This is a genomic window from Mesorhizobium sp. M0040 (assembly GCF_040323505.1).
In the GTDB taxonomy this organism is placed as follows: Bacteria; Pseudomonadota; Alphaproteobacteria; order Rhizobiales; family Rhizobiaceae; genus Mesorhizobium.
Genome location: NZ_JAMYVA010000001.1, coordinates 138,385 through 154,099, shown reverse-complemented (window position 1 = coordinate 154,099; position 15,715 = coordinate 138,385). Strand labels below are relative to the sequence as shown.

The window sequence follows — 15,715 nt, the reverse complement described above, 5'->3', positions numbered from 1 at the left end:
AACCTCTTCGGAACGGGCTCAGCGCGGCAGCACGCTCGATCCCATCAGCGCCTCGTCGATGGCGCGCGCCGCCTGGCGGCCCTCGCGGATCGCCCAGACGACCAGCGACTGGCCGCGCCGCACGTCGCCCGCCGCATAGAGCCTTTCGACGCTGGTCCTGTAGTCCCGGTCATTGGCCTCGACATTCTTCGAACGGCGGCTGTCGGTGACGATCTTCATCTGCCCGTCGAGTTCCGAGACCGGCCCGCGAGCGGCTGGCCCGGCAAAGCCGATGGCGATGAACGCGAGATCGGCGCGGATGACGAATTCGGTGCCGGCGATTGGCTTGCGCTTTTCGTCGACCTCGCAGCATTTGACCCCGGTCAGCTGGCCGTCCTCGCCGATGAATTCAAGCGTCGCCACCTGGAATTCGCGCTCGGCGCCTTCGGCCTGCGACGATGACGTGCGCATCTTGGTCGCCCAGTAGGGCCAGACCGACAGCTTGTCTTCCTTTTCCGGCGGCTGCGGCCGGATGTCGAGCTGGGTGACGCGCACCGCGCCCTGGCGGAAGGCGGTGCCGACGCAGTCTGAGGCAGTGTCGCCGCCGCCGACGACGACGACATGCTGGCCGCCGGCGACGATCGGGCGCGACGGCCATGCGACCGACTGGATCGGCTCGCCGCCGATACGCTTGTTCTGCTGCACCAGATAGGGCATGGCGTCGTGCACGCCGTCGAGATCGTCGCCCGGGATGTTGGCCGGGCGCGGCGTTTCGGAACCGCCGCAATAGAGCACGGCATCATATTCGGCGAGCAGTTCGGCGACCGGCTTGTCGACGCCGACATTGACGCCGCAATGGAAGCTGACACCTTCGCCCTGCATCTGCTCGATGCGCCGGTCGATATAATGCTTCTCGATCTTGAAATCGGGGATGCCGTAGCGCATCAGCCCGCCCGGCCGGCTCTCGCGCTCATAGACGTGAACGTCATGGCCTGCGCGGCCGAGTTGCTGGGCAGCCGCCATGCCTGCCGGCCCCGAGCCGATGATCGCGACGCGCTTGCCGGTCTTCCGTTCCGGCGGATAGGGCCGGATATGGCCGGTTTCATAGGCTTTGTCGGCAATCGCCTGCTCGATCGTCTTGATGGCGACCGGAATATCCTCGAGGTTCAGCGTGCAGGCTTCCTCGCAAGGTGCGGGGCAGATGCGGCCGGTAAATTCCGGAAAATTGTTGGTCGAATGCAGGTTGCGGATCGCGTTTTCCCAGTCGCCATTGTAGACGAGGTCGTTCCAGTCCGGGATCTGGTTGTGGATCGGGCAGCCGGTCGGTCCATGGCAATACGGAATGCCGCAATCCATGCACCGCGCGGCCTGTTTCTCGACCTCCTTGTCCGACATCGGCAGCGTGAACTCGCGGAAATGCCGGATGCGGTCGGAAGCCGGCTGGTACTTGTGCACCTGCCGGTCGATCTCGAGAAACCCTGTTACCTTGCCCATAGTCCAGTCCCTACTGTCCGGAAGGCACGCCTGGCGACGCACCCGTTAACCTCATAAGGCAGCTGTGGCAACCTTCAGTCCGAGGTCAGGATTCTTGATGAAGATGGTTGCCGGGACGCACGGCCTCCCGGCAATTTCCAAATCTATTCCGCCGCCACGTTCATGCGCATCCGCTCCATCTCGATCAGCGCGCGGCGGTATTCGACCGGCATGATCTTCCGGAATTTCGGCCGGAAAGTCGCCCAGTCGTCGAGGATTTCGCGACCTCGTACCGAGCCGGTGTAGTGGACGTGGTTGGAGATCAGCTGATAGAGCCGCTCCTCGTCATGGCTGGTCATATCGCCGGATACGTCGACACGGCCCTTATGGTCGAGATCGCCGCCATGGTGGAGCAGCTTTTCCATCAGGTCGTCCTCTTCCGGAACCGGCTCCAGCTCGACCATCGCCATGTTGCAGCGTTCGGCGAAATCACCCGCCTCGTCGAGCACATAGGCGACGCCGCCCGACATGCCGGCGGCGAAGTTGCGGCCGGTCTGGCCGATGACGACGACGATACCGCCGGTCATGTATTCGCAACCATGGTCGCCGACGCCTTCAACGACGGCGGCGACACCCGAATTGCGCACGGCAAAACGCTCGCCGGCAACGCCGCAGAAATAGGCCTCGCCCTCGGTTGCGCCGTAGAGCACGGTATTGCCGACAATAATGGACTCGGCAGCAACGATTTTCGTGTTCTCCGGCGGGCGGATGACAATGCGGCCACCCGACAGGCCCTTGCCGACATAGTCGTTGGCAGCGCCCACCAGTTCGAACGAGACACCGCGCGCCAGGAAGGCGCCAAAGGACTGGCCGGCCGTGCCGGTGAGCTTGACCGAGATCGTGTCCTCGCGCAGTCCCTTGTGCTTGAAGCGCTTTGCCACCTCGCCCGACAGCATGGCGCCGGTCGAACGGTCGACGTTGCGGATCGGCAGTTCGATACTGACCGGCTGCCTGGCTTCGAGCGCCGGCTTTGCGAGTTCGATCAGCTTGCGGTCGAGCACGTCGTCGATCGGATGCTTCTGCCGCTCGGTCCAGTGCACCGCCTCGTGCGGCGCATCGGGCTTGTAGAACATCTTGCTGAAGTCGAGCCCGCGTGCCTTCCAGTGCTGGATCAGCTCGCGCTTTTCCAGAAGGTCGGTGTCGCCGATGATCTGGTCGAGATGGGTGTAGCCCATCTCGGCAAGCAGCGCCCGCACCTCTTCCGCCACATAGAAGAAGAAGTTGATGACGTGCTCGGGCGTGCCCTTGAAGCGCTTGCGCAGCACCGGGTCCTGTGTCGCGACGCCGACGGGGCAGGTGTTGAGATGGCACTTGCGCATCATGATGCAGCCGGCCGCGATCAACGGCGCGGTCGAAAAGCCGAACTCGTCGGCGCCGAGCAGTGCGCCGATAATGACGTCACGCCCGGTGCGCAGGCCGCCATCGACCTGTAGCGCGACGCGCGACCTGAGGCCGTTGAGCACCAGCGTCTGGTGCGTCTCGGCAAGGCCCATCTCCCACGGGCTGCCGGCATGCTTGAGCGAGGTCAGCGGCGAGGCACCGGTGCCGCCGTCATAGCCTGATATGGTGATGTGGTCGGCACGCGCCTTGGCGACGCCGGCCGCAACCGTGCCGACGCCGACTTCCGAGACCAGCTTGACCGATACGTCGGCCGCCGGATTGACGTTCTTCAGGTCGTAGATGAGCTGCGCCAGATCCTCGATCGAATAGATGTCGTGATGCGGCGGCGGCGAGATCAGGCCGACGCCCGGCGTCGAGTGCCTGACCTTTGCTATGGTCGCATCGACCTTGTGGCCCGGCAGCTGGCCGCCCTCGCCGGGCTTCGCCCCTTGCGCGACCTTGATCTGCATCATGTCGGAATTGACCAGATACTCGGCCGTGACGCCAAAGCGTCCCGAAGCGACCTGCTTGATTGCCGAGCGTTCGGGGTTCTTGCCGCCGCCCGGCAGTGGCAGATAGCGGTCGGCCTCTTCGCCGCCCTCGCCGGTGTTCGACTTGCCGCCGATGGCGTTCATGGCGCGCGCCAGTGTCGTGTGCGCTTCCCTTGAGATCGAGCCAAAGGACATCGCCCCGGTCGAGAAGCGCTTGACGATATCGGCCGCCGGCATCACCTCGTCGAGCTTGACCTTCTTACGCCCGGTCTCTTGCGCAAGCTTGATCTTGAACAGGCCGCGAATGGTCTGCGCCTGCGCCGTCTCGCTGTCGATCTGGGCGGAATAGTCCTTGAACGTCTCCCACGAGCCTTGGCGCACGGCGTGCTGCAAGGTCGCCACTGCGTCGGGCGACCAGATATGGGCCTCGCCGCGCATGCGGAACATGTATTCGCCGCCGACCTCGAGGCTGTTGCGCAGCACCGGGTCGTTGCCGAAGCCGTCGGTGTGGCGGCTGACCGTTTCGGCGGCGATCTCGTCCAGCCCGACGCCTTCGATCAGCGTCGCCGTGCCGGTGAAGTACTTCTGCACGAAGTCCGACTTGAGCCCGATGGCGTCGAATATCTGCGCGCCGCAATAGGACTGGTAAGTGGAGATGCCCATCTTGGACATCACCTTCAGGATGGCCTTGCCGATCGACTTGATGTAACGGGAGACGACTTCGTAGGCATCGACCTCCGCCGGCAATTCGCCACGCTTGTGCATGTCGAGCAGCGTGTCGAAAGCGAGATAGGGATTGATCGCCTCGGCGCCGTAGCCGGCGAGACAGCAGAAATGATGCACCTCGCGCGGCTCGCCGGATTCCACGACGAGCCCAACCGACGTGCGCAATCCCTTGCGGATCAAATGATGGTGCACGGCCGCAGTCGCCAGCAGTGCCGGAATGGCGATGCGGTCCGGGCCGAGCTGACGGTCCGACAGGATGATGATGTTGTAGCCGCCGGCGACCGCCGCCTCGGCGCGCTCGCATAGCCGGTCGATGGCGCCCTGCATGCCGGCCGCGCCTTCATTCGAACCGTAAGTGATGTCGATCGTCTTGGTGTCGAAACGGTCTTCGGTGTGGCCGACGGAGCGCAGCTTCTCCAGATCGCCATTGGTCAGGATCGGTTGGCGCACTTCGAGCCGCTTGCGGCGCGAATTGCCGACAAGATCGAAGATGTTGGGCCGCGGCCCGATGAAGGACACCAGGCTCATCACCAGCTCCTCGCGGATCGGGTCGATCGGCGGATTGGTGACCTGTGCGAAATTCTGCTTGAAATAGGTGTAGAGCAGCTTCGATCTGTCCGACATTGCCGAAATCGGCGTGTCGGTACCCATCGAGCCGACGGCTTCCTGGCCGGTAGTCGCCATCGGCGACATCAACAGCTTGGTGTCCTCCTGGGTGTAGCCGAACGCCTGCTGGCGGTCGAGCAGGCTGACGTCCCTGCGCAGGGCGCGCGGCTCGACCGGGTTCAGATCCTCCAGGATGAGCTGTGTGTTGGCGAGCCAGCTCTTGTAGGGGTGCCTGGTCGCGATCTCCGACTTGATCTCCTCGTCGGAAACGATGCGGCCCTTGTCCAAGTCGATCAGCAGCATGCGGCCGGGCTGCAGCCGCCACTTCTTGACGATCCTTTCCTCCGGCACCGGCAGCACGCCGGCTTCCGAGGCCATGATGACGCGGTCGTCATCGGTGACGATGTAGCGCGCCGGCCGCAGCCCGTTGCGGTCGAGTGTGGCACCGATCTGGCGGCCGTCGGTGAAGGCAACCGCCGCTGGCCCGTCCCACGGCTCCATCAGGGCTGCGTGATACTCGTAGAAGGCCTTGCGGTCCTGACCCATCAGCTTGTTGCCGGCCCAGGCTTCCGGGATCAGCATCATCATGGCGTGGGCGAGCGAATAGCCGCCCTGCGTCAGGAATTCGAGCGCATTGTCGAAGCAGGCGGTGTCGGACTGCCCTTCATAGGAGATCGGCCACAGCTTCGAGATGTCGTTGCCGAACAGTTCGGAATCGACCGAGGCCTGCCGCGCCGCCATCCAGTTGACGTTGCCGCGCAGCGTATTGATCTCGCCATTGTGGGCGACCATGCGGTAGGGATGCGCCAGCTTCCACGACGGGAACGTGTTGGTCGAGAAGCGCTGGTGGACGAGGATCAGCGCCGTCTCGAAACGCGGGTCGGTGAGGTCCTTGTAGTAGGCGCCGACCTGATAGGCCAGGAACATGCCCTTGTAGACGATGGTCCGCGACGACATCGAGACGACATAGAAGCCGTTGTCGACGCCTTTGGTCTCTTCGTGGATACGGCCGGAAATGACCTTGCGCAGGATGTAGAGCCGCCGCTCGTAATCGTCGTCGTTCTCGATCTCGGCGCCGCGGCCCAGGAATACCTGTCGGTGCACCGGCTCGGAAGCGGCGATGTCGGGCGCCTTGGACAGCGACGAATTGTCGACCGGCACGTCGCGAAAGCCGAGCAGCGGCTGGCCCTCGAGTTGCGCCACCTCGGCGATGATGCCTTCGATATGCGCCTGCAGTTCCGGGTCGCGCGGCATGAACACATGGCCGACGGCATAGTGGCCGGGCTTCGGCAGTTCGACCCCTTGCTTGGCCATCTCCTCGCGGAAGAAGCGGTCCGGCAGCTGCACCAGCACGCCGGCGCCGTCGCCCATCAGCGGATCCGCGCCGACGGCGCCGCGATGCGTCAGGTTTTCGAGCACGGCAAGGCCGTCCTCGACGATCTGATGCGACTTCACGCCCTTCATGTTGACGATGAAGCCGACGCCGCAGGCATCATGCTCGTTGCGCGGATCATAGAGGCCGTGCGCGGCATAGCCGGTGCTGGTTCGCCCAATATTGGTCACGGACGGATTTTTGACGGCTGCCGCTTTCGTCTGCGCGGCCTTCGTCGCAGATGGCGTCATGTCCGTCATCGTCCTGTCCTCCGTTCCGTCCCCTTCGGGCGCTGGTTTCCGTCGGGAAGCGCGTGGCTCCCCTTTCAATCTTGCGGCACGTCTTGCGAAATTCTTGCCGACCGTGCGGCTTTCCGCCTCGTTCGCATATGGTATTCGTACAGGCTGGAGCCAGACTGTCTAGCTGTCGCTCGCGGCAATGCCGCAGAGGCGCAATCATATGCCAATGCGGCCAGTTTTGTGCGACAAAATAAGACAGCACTACTGTCCTAAATTTTTATGACAGAAATTTTGGATGCACACAAGACCGATTCACAAAATTCTTGAGGCTTTCGCGACAGAAAATTGCGCGGAACGCCGTGTTAGCGTAGCCTTCGGTCGCTGCATCTACGCTCATGCGTTTCGCTGGCTTTAGCGGATTTTCGGCATCTGCCACTTGCGGCCGGTATGCGAAAGCGGCCAAGCTCGCATCGATTTCCCCAGCATAGGCAGACGCATGATTTTCGCTTCCGACAATTGGGCAGGCGCCCATCCCCGTATCGCTGCCGGCCTGTCGGCCCATGCCGACGGCTTCTCCACCGCCTATGGCGACGGTGCCCTCGACAAGGCCGTTTACCAGCGCTTCAATGAAATCTTCGAATGCGAGGTCGCGGTGTTTTTCGTCGCCACCGGCACCGCTGCCAATTCGCTGTCGCTGACTACCTATAACAAGCCAGGCGGCATTTCCTTCTGCCATCGCGAATCGCACGTCATCGAGGACGAATGCGGTGCACCGGAATATTTCACCGGCGGTTCGCGGCTTTATACAGTCGAAGGCGCACTCGGCAGGATCGATGCCGGCAATCTGGAACGGGCGGTGGACCGTTTCGCACCCGAAAACGTCCATTCCGGGCGGCCGGTTGCCGTTTCGATCACCCAGTCGACCGAAGTCGGCACCGTCTACACGCTGAACGAAATCGCCAGGATTTCGGCGATCGCAAAGCAGCATGGACTGCCGCTGCACATGGATGGGGCCCGCTTTGCCAATGCGCTCGTCGCGCTAGAAACGACGCCGGCCGAAATGACCTGGAAGCACGGCGTTGACATCCTCTCCTTTGGCGGCACCAAGAATGGCTGTTGGTGCGCCGAGGCGATCGTTCTGTTCGACCTCGAGCGAGCCAAGGAATTGGCCTTTTTGCGCAAGCGCGCGGCCCAGCTGTTCTCGAAATCGCGCTTCATCGCCGCGCAATTCGATGCTTATTTCAGGGGTGGGCTATGGCTCGACACAGCACGGCACGCCAATGCGATGGCGGCACGGCTTGCCGCGGCGATAGAAGATTCCCCTTCGGCCCGGCTGGCCTGGCTGCCGCAGGCGAACGAGGTCTTCGCAGTCATGAAAAAGGCCGAGGCCGAAAGAATGCAAGCGGCAGGGGCGGCCTTCCACGACTGGCACAGGCCGCTCGGCTACGACAGCTACATTGGCGAAGACGAAGCGCTCTATCGCTTTGTCACCAGCTTCGCGACCACGCCCGACGAGGTCGACCGTTTCGGCTACCTGCTCGCCGGATAGCAAGCCTTGCCCACCAGCAAAAAGAGCGGCGCATTGCTGCACCGCCCTTTCTTCCCGGGGAGTTGGCGTCCCGGAGTTTAGCTGCCTGGCTTAGGCGGCAGTCTTGGCCTCGATCTGCTTGGCCTTGGCCGGAGCCGAGGTGATCGCGATCTTGCGCGGCTTCAGCTCTTCGGGGATGTTGCGCTTGAGGTCGACGAAGAGCAGGCCGTTCTTCAGCGCGGCGCCGACAACCTCGACGTGATCGGCAAGCTGGAAGCGGCGCTCGAAGGCTCGGCTGGCGATACCGCGATAGAGCAGTTCGGAGCCTTCGCCATTGCCTTCCTCCTTGCGCTCACCCTTGACGGTCAGCACATTGCGGTGAGCTTCGATCGAAATCTCATCTTCCGAGAAGCCGGCCACAGCCATCGAGATGCGATAGGCATCCTCGCCCGTGCGCTCGATGTTGTAAGGCGGATACGTCTGGCCTTCCGGCTGCGCAAGCGAATCGAGCATGGTGAACAACCGGTCAAAACCGACGGTCGAACGGTAGAGCGGGGAAAAATCAACGTGACGCATGGTGTGTTCTCCTGTTGAGCAACAAGGTTGCGTATGGCCGGTGCGAAACCCGTGACGGCGTTCCGGATGGGCCAGCGGCCCCGACATTGGCGACCGCATGACAAATTTGGGAAGCCGGCGACGGCATTTCAAGATTTTCCCGCGTCCAAACGCGACCGGTCCCGGCCCACGTCCCGATGCCGATGCCGATGAACGGCAGATGAACCGTGGCTTCGGCGAGCGTTCAGCCAGGCGGCACTAAAACTGTTCTCGAGATCACGAACAGGTCGCCGGGAAAGGCGACACGACGAGGCCGAACCGGGTGTAACGTCCCTTCCTCCCGGTCGACAGAGGCCGGAAGCACGCCAAGGCTGCTTCCGGCCTTACTTGTTCGCTGCCTGGGTCGACCTCCCCGGCGTCCCGAATTCCTTTGCTTTTGGCGCATGGGCGTTTATGCCTGACTTGCGCCCACGCCGGCACCGACACCAACCAAACACCGTATGACCGATCTTCTCCACCAGCCCCCTCTCTTCCACGAAACTCCGGGCAATCCGCTGCCGGAAAACGCAGCCGGCGGCTTCTTCACCACGCGCGACGGCAAGAAGATCCGCTATGGTCTGTTTGCCGCGGTTAGCCGTCCGATGAAGGGCACCGTGGTCGTCCTGACCGGCCGCAACGAATGCATCGAGAAGTATTTCGAGACCATTCGCAACCTTGCCGACCGGGGTTTTGGCGTGGCAACCCTCGACTGGCGCGGCCAGGGCGCTTCCGACCGGATGATCGGCGACCGACAGCGCGGCTACGTCCAGAGCTTCTTCGACTATACCGGCGATCTGGAGCAGTTCTTCGAAGAGATCGTGCTGCCCGATTGCCGAGGACCCTACTACATACTGGCCCATTCGGCCGGCGCGGTGATCGCGCTGCTCGCCGCGCCCTCAATGGCGAACCGCGTGCGCCGCATGGTGCTGATCGCACCATTCTTCACCGTGCCCGACCTGCCGGTTTCGATAAAAACCGTTCGCCGCACCTGTTCGCTGTTCTGCCTTCTCGGCCTTGGCCGGCTCTATGCCGCATGGGGTCCGCGACCGAAGGAATCAGTGCCCTTCGCCATGAACAAGCTGACCAGCGACCCGGCGCGCTATCGGCGCAACACGCTGATCTACGAAACCTATCCGCAGCTGGCGCTCGGCGGACCGACGATCCGCTGGCTGAAGGCGGCCACCGAGGCGTCCTTGATCGTCAGCGACCCCGATTTCATGGCCAAGATCCAGGTGCCCTTGCTGATGGTCGCCGCCGGCGCCGACCAGGTCGTCTCGACCAGGGCAGTCGAAGCCTATGCGAGACGTCTGCGCGTCGGCTCGCTGGTGATGATCGACGGCGCTCGCCATGAGATCCTCCAGGAAGCCGACCTCTATCGCGAGCAACTGCTTGCGGCATTCGATGCCTTCATCCCAGGAACCGGTGACGTCTGAGCCGCATACCTGTCCGGCTTCAGCTCACGCGGGCAAAATCCATGATCCAGTTGGTCTCCCATGTCTTGCCGCCGTCCGGCGAAAAAGCCTGCTCCCAGCGTGCCGACCTGTCCGTGATCCGCGACCACAGGAAGCGGACCTGGATCGGCTGGCCGTCGAATACGTCTTCGCACAGGAACGTGCCGACGCCCGCCACGAAAGTGCCGCGCGTCGGAACATCGATGGTCGACGGATTGCGGCCGTCGATCCACCAGATCGACCATTGCCTCGCCGCCGGGTAGAAGGTCCGCAAGGTGGCGGCGCGATAGGGCCCGCCGGGCAATTCAATCCAATTGTCGTCGATATTGCCGAGGCCGCCAAGGATCGGCCGCACGTCACACGTGCCGCCAAACACATCCCAGTTGCCGTCGCCCTGCAGCCGCTTCTGCAATCTTCGATGGCCGACGGTCCAGCGCCCGAAGAAGAAATCGAAATCGGCCCGCCCGTCCGCCGGAGCATCGGAATGGCTGGCTGCTGGCTGCGTCGGCATCTATGATCCTCCCGGCTGACAGCGTTCCATAGCGCATGCCAACTGACATCATCCTGTCAGGAGGTATGGCAACGATCTCGCCTGGGCAGTATGCCCAATCTCAGCCGCGCAGCGCCGCCATCGCCGCCGCGTGCAGTTCCGGTGTCGCCGCCGCCAAAATGTCGCCGCCCTTTTCCGCCGGTCCGCCTTCGAAGGTGGTGACAACGCCGCCTGCCTTCTCGATGATCGGGATCAGCGCGACGATGTCGTACGGTTTCAATCCGGGATCGGCAACGATATCGACGCTGCCCGCCGCCACCATGGCGAAGGCATAGCAGTCGGTGCCGTAACGGGCGAGCTGGACCTGTTGCTCGAACAGGTCGTAGCGCAGGCGCGCGTCTCCCTTGAACAGCGCCGGCGTGGTGGTGAACAGCGTCGCCTCGGCGAGATTCGTCGTCTTGCGCGTTGCGAGTTTTCGGGGGCCACCGGGACCTTCATAGTGCGAGCCGCAAGCATTGGCGTAGAACAACTCGCCGGTGAAGGGCTGCGACATCATGCCGGCGACGGCATCGCCGTCGACCGTCAGCCCGACCAGCGTTCCCCATACCGGCAGGCCGGAAATGAAGGCGCGCGTTCCATCGATCGGATCGATCACCCAGACATGCCGGCTGGAGATGTTTTCGCTGCCATGTTCCTCGCCGAGAATGCCGTGATCGGGGTATTGCGCTGATATCAGCGCCCGGATGGCGCGCTCGGCCTCGCGGTCGGCCTCGGTGACCGGGTCGAAGCTGCCGCGCTCCTTGTTGTTGACCGCGCCCTGGTTGCGGAAGCGCGGCAAGGTCTCGGCTGCGGCGGCACGCGCAATGCGCCGCATGAACTCGATGCTGATGTCCAACTGATTCTCCCGCTCCAGCATGTTTGGAGATACCCGTTTGCCTACGGATTTATGCCGAAACAAGGGCGTTCGGAGCCTTTCGCATGGTGCCAACTGTTGCTCGAATGCAACGCCGCCGTCATGGAAATGCAGTTTCCACTTCACAGTGAATTAAAAAAGCCGGAACGCGCCTTGACATTTGTGCAGCGCACAATACGTTTGTTCTCGGACAGGGGTTCCTGTCCATGCCCTCCTTGGGCGTTTCCTCCCTAGACTTCGACCGTGTCGTGCAAACGATGCGGTCTTTTTTTACGCTGCCGCATGAGCGGCGAGTACCGCGATTCCGCGGCTATTCGGCGGCCAGCGGCAGATCCATGAAATTGTGATCGGGCATCGCCATCAGTTCGGCCGAAAACCGCGCCAGATCGTCGGCCAGGGCGTCGAAACCAGCCGATCTCTGGAACGTCCGCTCATTCATGTAGAGCCCGCGATTGACCTCGATCTGCAGCGCATGCAGATGGCGCACGGGGCGGCCATAGTGCTCGGTAATGAAGCCTCCGGCATAAGGCTTGTTGTGGGCGACGCTGTAGCCCATGCCGGTGAGCAGGCCGATCGCCGTCTCGGTCAACGCCGCCGCGGCGGAAATGCCAAAGCGGTCGCCGACGATGAAGTCCGGCCGCAATCCGCTGTCGCCGACCCTTATGCTTGCCGGCATCGAGTGGCAGTCAATCAGCACGGCGTAGCCGAAGCGCGCATGGGTTCTGGTCAAAAGCCGTTTCAGCGTCTCGTGATAGGGCTTGTAGACCGCTTCGATGCGCGCCACGGCTTCCGCCAGCGGCAAGCGGCCGGAATAGATGTCGAGCCCCTCGCCGACCAGCTTGGGCACGGTGCCGAGCCCGCCGGCCACCCGCGCCGAGCGGATGTTGCAGAATGACGGCACCGGTTCGGCGAACATGCGCGGGTCGAGTTCCCACGGCTCCCGGTTGACGTCGAGATAGGCGCGCGGGAAGTTTGCCGCCAGCATCGGCGCCCCGAGCGCGACGGCGCCGCCGAACAATTCCTCGACATAGCAGTCCTCGGAGCGACGGATAGCGTTGCGGTCCAGCTTGGCCATCGCCATGAACCGCTCCGGATAGTAGCGGCCGCTATGCGGCGAGTTGAAGAGGAAGGGAACGCGCTGTTCGGCGCCCGATCGGATTTCGAAGGGAGGAACGACCGAAAAATCCTCGGCTGCCGTTTTCAATTTGAACGAACCCGGGAATACCAATGCATCATGATAGGAAAGTGCCACCTCGCCGCCCGCATGTCCAGCCGCCGAAGCGCCAGCCAAATCAGGATTGTGCGGCCAACGTTCACTTGATGTTTACCGTCACCTCCTCATATACAGCATGGTTAACGGGCTTGCCGCACGGCATTGTCGGTTGGGTGATTCGGACGGGACAAGATGGCACGCATTCTGCTGGCGGAAGACGATGACGACATGCGCCGGTTCCTCGTCAAGGCGCTGGAGCGCGCCGGCTATCAGGTCAGCGATTTCGACAATGGCGCCAGTGCCTATGAGCGGCTGCGCGAGGAACCTTTTTCGCTGCTGCTGACCGACATCGTCATGCCGGAGATGGATGGCATCGAGCTCGCCCGCCGCGCCACCGAGATCGATCCCGACCTCAAGGTGATGTTCATCACCGGCTTTGCCGCCGTCGCGCTGAACCCTGATTCCAAGGCGCCGAAAGACGCCAAGGTGCTATCGAAGCCGTTCCACCTGCGCGACCTCGTCAACGAAGTCGAAAAGATGCTGCAGGCCGCCTGACGCGTTTTTTCTCGCGTCTTGACCGACCCGGCAAGCCAGCCATTCTTTCGCTTTTCCCGCTATTGACGTGCCGAACCAAAAATGGTGTATGCGCGGCTTCGGATGGGCGTGTAGCTCAGCGGGAGAGCACTGCATTGACATTGCAGGGGTCACAGGTTCAATCCCTGTCACGCCCACCATCCAGATAATCCCTCAATTGGCCGTCGGTATTTTTCGTCGACTGACGTTCCCGGCCTATACCGGCCTCAGGCCGCACCGAGGCGCAGATCGCCGGTCTCGACGTGCTCCAGAAACCAGGCATAGGTCTGTTCCAATCCGCTGCGCAGCGAGTAGCGCGGGCGCCAGCCGGTGGCGAACAGACGCGACACGTCCATCAGCTTGCGCGGCGTGCCGTCCGGCTTCGTCGCATCGAACGTTATCGCAGCATCGGCGCCAGCGACCGACACGACGGTGCGGGCAAGATCGGCAATGGTGATGTCTTCTCCCGAGCCGACATTGATGTGGCTGTCGCCCGAATAATTCTTCAGCAACCAGACCAGCGCGTCGGCGGCGTCGTCGACATGCAGGAATTCACGCATCGGCGTGCCTGATCCCCACACCTCCAGGCTCTTGCGGCCGGCGCGCCTGGCCTCGTGCGCCTTGCGCATCAGAGCGGGCACGACATGGCTGGAATTGAGGTCGAAATTGTCGCCCGGACCGTAGAGATTGGTCGGCATCGCCGAGATGTAGTCGACGCCGTACTGGCGCCGATAGGCCTGGCACAGTTTCAGCCCGGCGATCTTGGCGATCGCATACCATTCGTTGGTGGGTTCGAGCGGCCCGGTCAGCAAGGCGTCCTCGGAGATCGGCTGCGCCGCGAATTTGGGATAGATGCAGGATGAACCGAGAAACAGCAGCTTCTGCACCTCGTTCCGGAAGGCGCTGTCGATGACATTGTTCTGCATGACGAGATTGTCCTGCAGAAAATCGACCGGAAGCCTGTTGTTGGCCAGGATACCGCCAACCTTGGCCGCCGCCATCACCACTGAATCCGGCTTGCGGTCGGCCATCCAGCGCCGCACGCCGGCCTGGTCGAGAAGATCGAGCTCGGCGCGCGAGGCGGTCAGGACCTCGCAATCCTCGTCGGCCAATCGGCGCAGGATGGCCGAGCCGACCATGCCGCGATGTCCGGCCACGAAAACGCGCTTGCCCTGAAGGTCGAAGGTCATCAGCTTACCCCAATGCAGAACGGCAGCTATGCCAGTTGGCCGGCGGAGCGCCGGATTCGGCTTCTCTGTTGCCGGACGCATACCGCATACAGATTTGCCCAGACAAGGCAAATCGCAAAGCCACCCGAAGCAACCTTTGGATCGGACGCTGTAGCGCTCGCGATCAGACGCCCGCTGCCGCGCAGAGGCTTGTCATTCTGGCAATGGCAAGCTCGGGGTCGGCCAGCAACCCTGCCTGGTCGGCAAGGCGAAAGACATCGGAATAGTGACGGATGCCGCGCGCCGATTGCATGCCGCCGACCATCGAAAAATGCTCCTGGTGGCCGTTCAGCCATGCCATGAAGACGATGCCGGCCTTGTAGTATTCGGTCGGCGCCTCGAAAATCTTGCGCGACAGCGGCACTGTCGGGGCCATCAGCGCGTCGTAGCCGGCGCGGTCGCCGTCGGCCAGCTTTGCCAGCGCCGCATTGGCGACCGGCGCGATCGCATCGAAAATGCCGAGCAGCGCGTGCGAATGTCTGTCGCCGTCGCCGGCGATCAGCTCGGGGTAATTGAAATCGTCGCCGGTGAACATCAGCACGCCCTCAGGCAGCCGGTCCCTGAGCGCAATCTCCTTGCCGGCATCGAGCAGCGATATCTTTATGCCTTCGACCTTGCCGGCATGGCGTTCGATGATCGCGACCACCGTCTCCAGCGCAGTTTCGAAGTCGCTGCTGCCCCAGTAGCCTTTCAGCGCCGGGTCGAACATGTCGCCCAGCCAGTGCAGGATGACCTTGCCGGAGGCCTGGGACAGGATGCGGTCGTAGACGCCGATATAGTCGTCGGGGCCTTTGGCGACCGCCGCCAGCGCCCGGCTGGCCATCATGATCGCCTTGCCGCCAAGCCCTTCGATGAAGCCGAGCTGTTCTTCATAGGCCGCGATGACATCGTCTAGCCTGCTGGCGCCCCGCGCCAGATGGTCGGTGCCGGCGCCCGACGCAAGATCGGCGCCTTCGACGCTGCGCGCCTCGGCGATCGAGCGGCGGATCAATTCCTTGGCATTCGCCCAGTCGAAACCCATGCCGCGCTGAGAGGTGTCCATCGCTTCGGCGACACGGAAGCCAAGCCGCCAGAGGTGATGGCGAAACGCCATCGTCTTGTCCCAGTCGACCGCGGGCCTCGACCACGGATCGGCCATGGCGAGGGGATCGGCAACGACATGGGCGGCGGCGTAGGCGATGCGCGAGAAGCGAGCGCCGGCCACAGGCTGCACCGGCTGGCCGACAAGCCGGTAGCGGACACGGCCGGCGCCTTCCCCGGGCAAGGTGATGTCCATGGCTCTCTCCCTTACCAACGCCTATTAAATGGAACGTTCCAACAAATCAAGTATTTTGCCGCCCTGCCTCGTGCAGCGAAAATTGCTGCATCGCAGCAGCCGAAAGCCCTGCTTGCCGGAGA

The 15,715-nt window shown here is 63.0% G+C and carries 11 protein-coding genes and 1 tRNA gene; 4 read left to right on the top strand and 8 right to left on the bottom strand.

Annotated elements, in window-relative coordinates:
- Window positions 1–18: 18 nt before the first annotated feature.
- Together NKJ91_RS00755 and gltB are read right to left on the bottom strand one after the other, a co-directional pair.
- Window positions 19–1,473: a glutamate synthase subunit beta gene (locus NKJ91_RS00755; RefSeq protein WP_352448228.1), complete on the bottom strand. Its 1,455-nt coding sequence runs from the start codon at window positions 1,471–1,473 to the stop codon at window positions 19–21.
- 143 nt (window positions 1,474–1,616) lie between these two features.
- A complete protein-coding gene (gltB, locus tag NKJ91_RS00750) occupies window positions 1,617–6,347 on the bottom strand; it encodes a glutamate synthase large subunit (RefSeq protein WP_352454059.1) in 4,731 nt (1,576 codons plus the stop codon).
- Window positions 6,348–6,822: 475 nt separating this feature from the next.
- On the opposite strand from gltB, the gene NKJ91_RS00745 reads away from it, so the two are divergent.
- Window positions 6,823–7,875: a threonine aldolase family protein gene (locus NKJ91_RS00745; protein ID WP_352454058.1), complete on the top strand. Its 1,053-nt coding sequence runs from the start codon at window positions 6,823–6,825 to the stop codon at window positions 7,873–7,875.
- A gap of 90 nt (window positions 7,876–7,965) precedes the next feature.
- Here the strand turns inward: NKJ91_RS00745 and NKJ91_RS00740 are convergent, their stop codons facing one another.
- Window positions 7,966–8,430, bottom strand: a complete 465-nt coding sequence (locus NKJ91_RS00740; protein ID WP_023675381.1) for an Hsp20 family protein — start codon at window positions 8,428–8,430, stop codon at window positions 7,966–7,968.
- A gap of 479 nt (window positions 8,431–8,909) precedes the next feature.
- Here NKJ91_RS00740 and NKJ91_RS00735 point away from each other — a divergent pair, with 479 nt between their 5' ends.
- Window positions 8,910–9,881: an alpha/beta fold hydrolase gene (locus NKJ91_RS00735; protein ID WP_352454057.1), complete on the top strand. Its 972-nt coding sequence runs from the start codon at window positions 8,910–8,912 to the stop codon at window positions 9,879–9,881.
- Window positions 9,882–9,900: 19 nt separating this feature from the next.
- On the opposite strand, the gene NKJ91_RS00730 is transcribed toward NKJ91_RS00735, so the two are convergent.
- The 3 genes from NKJ91_RS00730 to NKJ91_RS00720 all read right to left on the bottom strand — a co-directional run bounded on the left by NKJ91_RS00730 (window position 9,901) and on the right by NKJ91_RS00720 (window position 12,554).
- Complete coding sequence (locus tag NKJ91_RS00730; RefSeq protein WP_023675379.1) at window positions 9,901–10,410, bottom strand: hypothetical protein; 510 nt, start codon at window positions 10,408–10,410, stop codon at window positions 9,901–9,903.
- Between the two features lie 100 nt (window positions 10,411–10,510).
- The gene (hisN, locus tag NKJ91_RS00725) at window positions 10,511–11,284 is read right to left on the bottom strand and encodes a histidinol-phosphatase (protein WP_352454056.1); all 774 of its coding nucleotides are present in this window, start codon (window positions 11,282–11,284) and stop codon (window positions 10,511–10,513) included.
- A 328-nt stretch (window positions 11,285–11,612) separates the two neighbouring features.
- Window positions 11,613–12,554, bottom strand: coding sequence for an N-formylglutamate amidohydrolase (locus tag NKJ91_RS00720; RefSeq protein WP_023675377.1), 942 nt, complete (start codon window positions 12,552–12,554; stop codon window positions 11,613–11,615).
- Window positions 12,555–12,707: 153 nt separating this feature from the next.
- Between NKJ91_RS00720 and cpdR the strand changes: the two genes are divergently transcribed.
- Both cpdR and NKJ91_RS00710 read left to right on the top strand, forming a co-directional pair.
- Window positions 12,708–13,070, top strand: coding sequence for a cell cycle two-component system response regulator CpdR (cpdR, locus tag NKJ91_RS00715; protein ID WP_006199474.1), 363 nt, complete (start codon window positions 12,708–12,710; stop codon window positions 13,068–13,070).
- A gap of 104 nt (window positions 13,071–13,174) precedes the next feature.
- Window positions 13,175–13,249 (top strand) — tRNA-Val (locus NKJ91_RS00710).
- Between the two features lie 66 nt (window positions 13,250–13,315).
- On the opposite strand, the gene fcl is transcribed toward NKJ91_RS00710, so the two are convergent.
- Window positions 13,316–14,278: a GDP-L-fucose synthase gene (gene fcl / locus NKJ91_RS00705; RefSeq protein ID WP_352454055.1), complete on the bottom strand. Its 963-nt coding sequence runs from the start codon at window positions 14,276–14,278 to the stop codon at window positions 13,316–13,318.
- Between the two features lie 163 nt (window positions 14,279–14,441).
- Window positions 14,442–15,593 carry a dihydrodipicolinate synthase family protein gene (locus tag NKJ91_RS00700; protein WP_352454054.1) on the bottom strand — a complete coding sequence of 384 codons (1,152 nt, stop codon included), beginning with the start codon at window positions 15,591–15,593 and terminating at the stop codon, window positions 14,442–14,444.
- Between the last annotated feature and the right edge of the window lie 122 nt (window positions 15,594–15,715).

Bases quoted from the DNA above. Each gene is read 5' to 3' on its own strand.
- NKJ91_RS00755 (WP_352448228.1), bottom strand. From the start codon at position 1,473: ATGGGCAAGGTAACAGGGTTTCTCGAGATCGACCGGCAGGTGCACAAG.
- gltB (WP_352454059.1), bottom strand. From the start codon at position 6,347: ATGACGGACATGACGCCATCTGCGACGAAGGCCGCGCAGACGAAAGCG.
- NKJ91_RS00745 (WP_352454058.1), top strand. From the start codon at position 6,823: ATGATTTTCGCTTCCGACAATTGGGCAGGCGCCCATCCCCGTATCGCT.
- NKJ91_RS00740 (WP_023675381.1), bottom strand. From the start codon at position 8,430: ATGCGTCACGTTGATTTTTCCCCGCTCTACCGTTCGACCGTCGGTTTT.
- NKJ91_RS00735 (WP_352454057.1), top strand. From the start codon at position 8,910: ATGACCGATCTTCTCCACCAGCCCCCTCTCTTCCACGAAACTCCGGGC.
- NKJ91_RS00730 (WP_023675379.1), bottom strand. From the start codon at position 10,410: ATGCCGACGCAGCCAGCAGCCAGCCATTCCGATGCTCCGGCGGACGGG.
- cpdR (WP_006199474.1), top strand. From the start codon at position 12,708: ATGGCACGCATTCTGCTGGCGGAAGACGATGACGACATGCGCCGGTTC.
- fcl (WP_352454055.1), bottom strand. From the start codon at position 14,278: ATGACCTTCGACCTTCAGGGCAAGCGCGTTTTCGTGGCCGGACATCGC.
- NKJ91_RS00700 (WP_352454054.1), bottom strand. From the start codon at position 15,593: ATGGACATCACCTTGCCCGGGGAAGGCGCCGGCCGTGTCCGCTACCGG.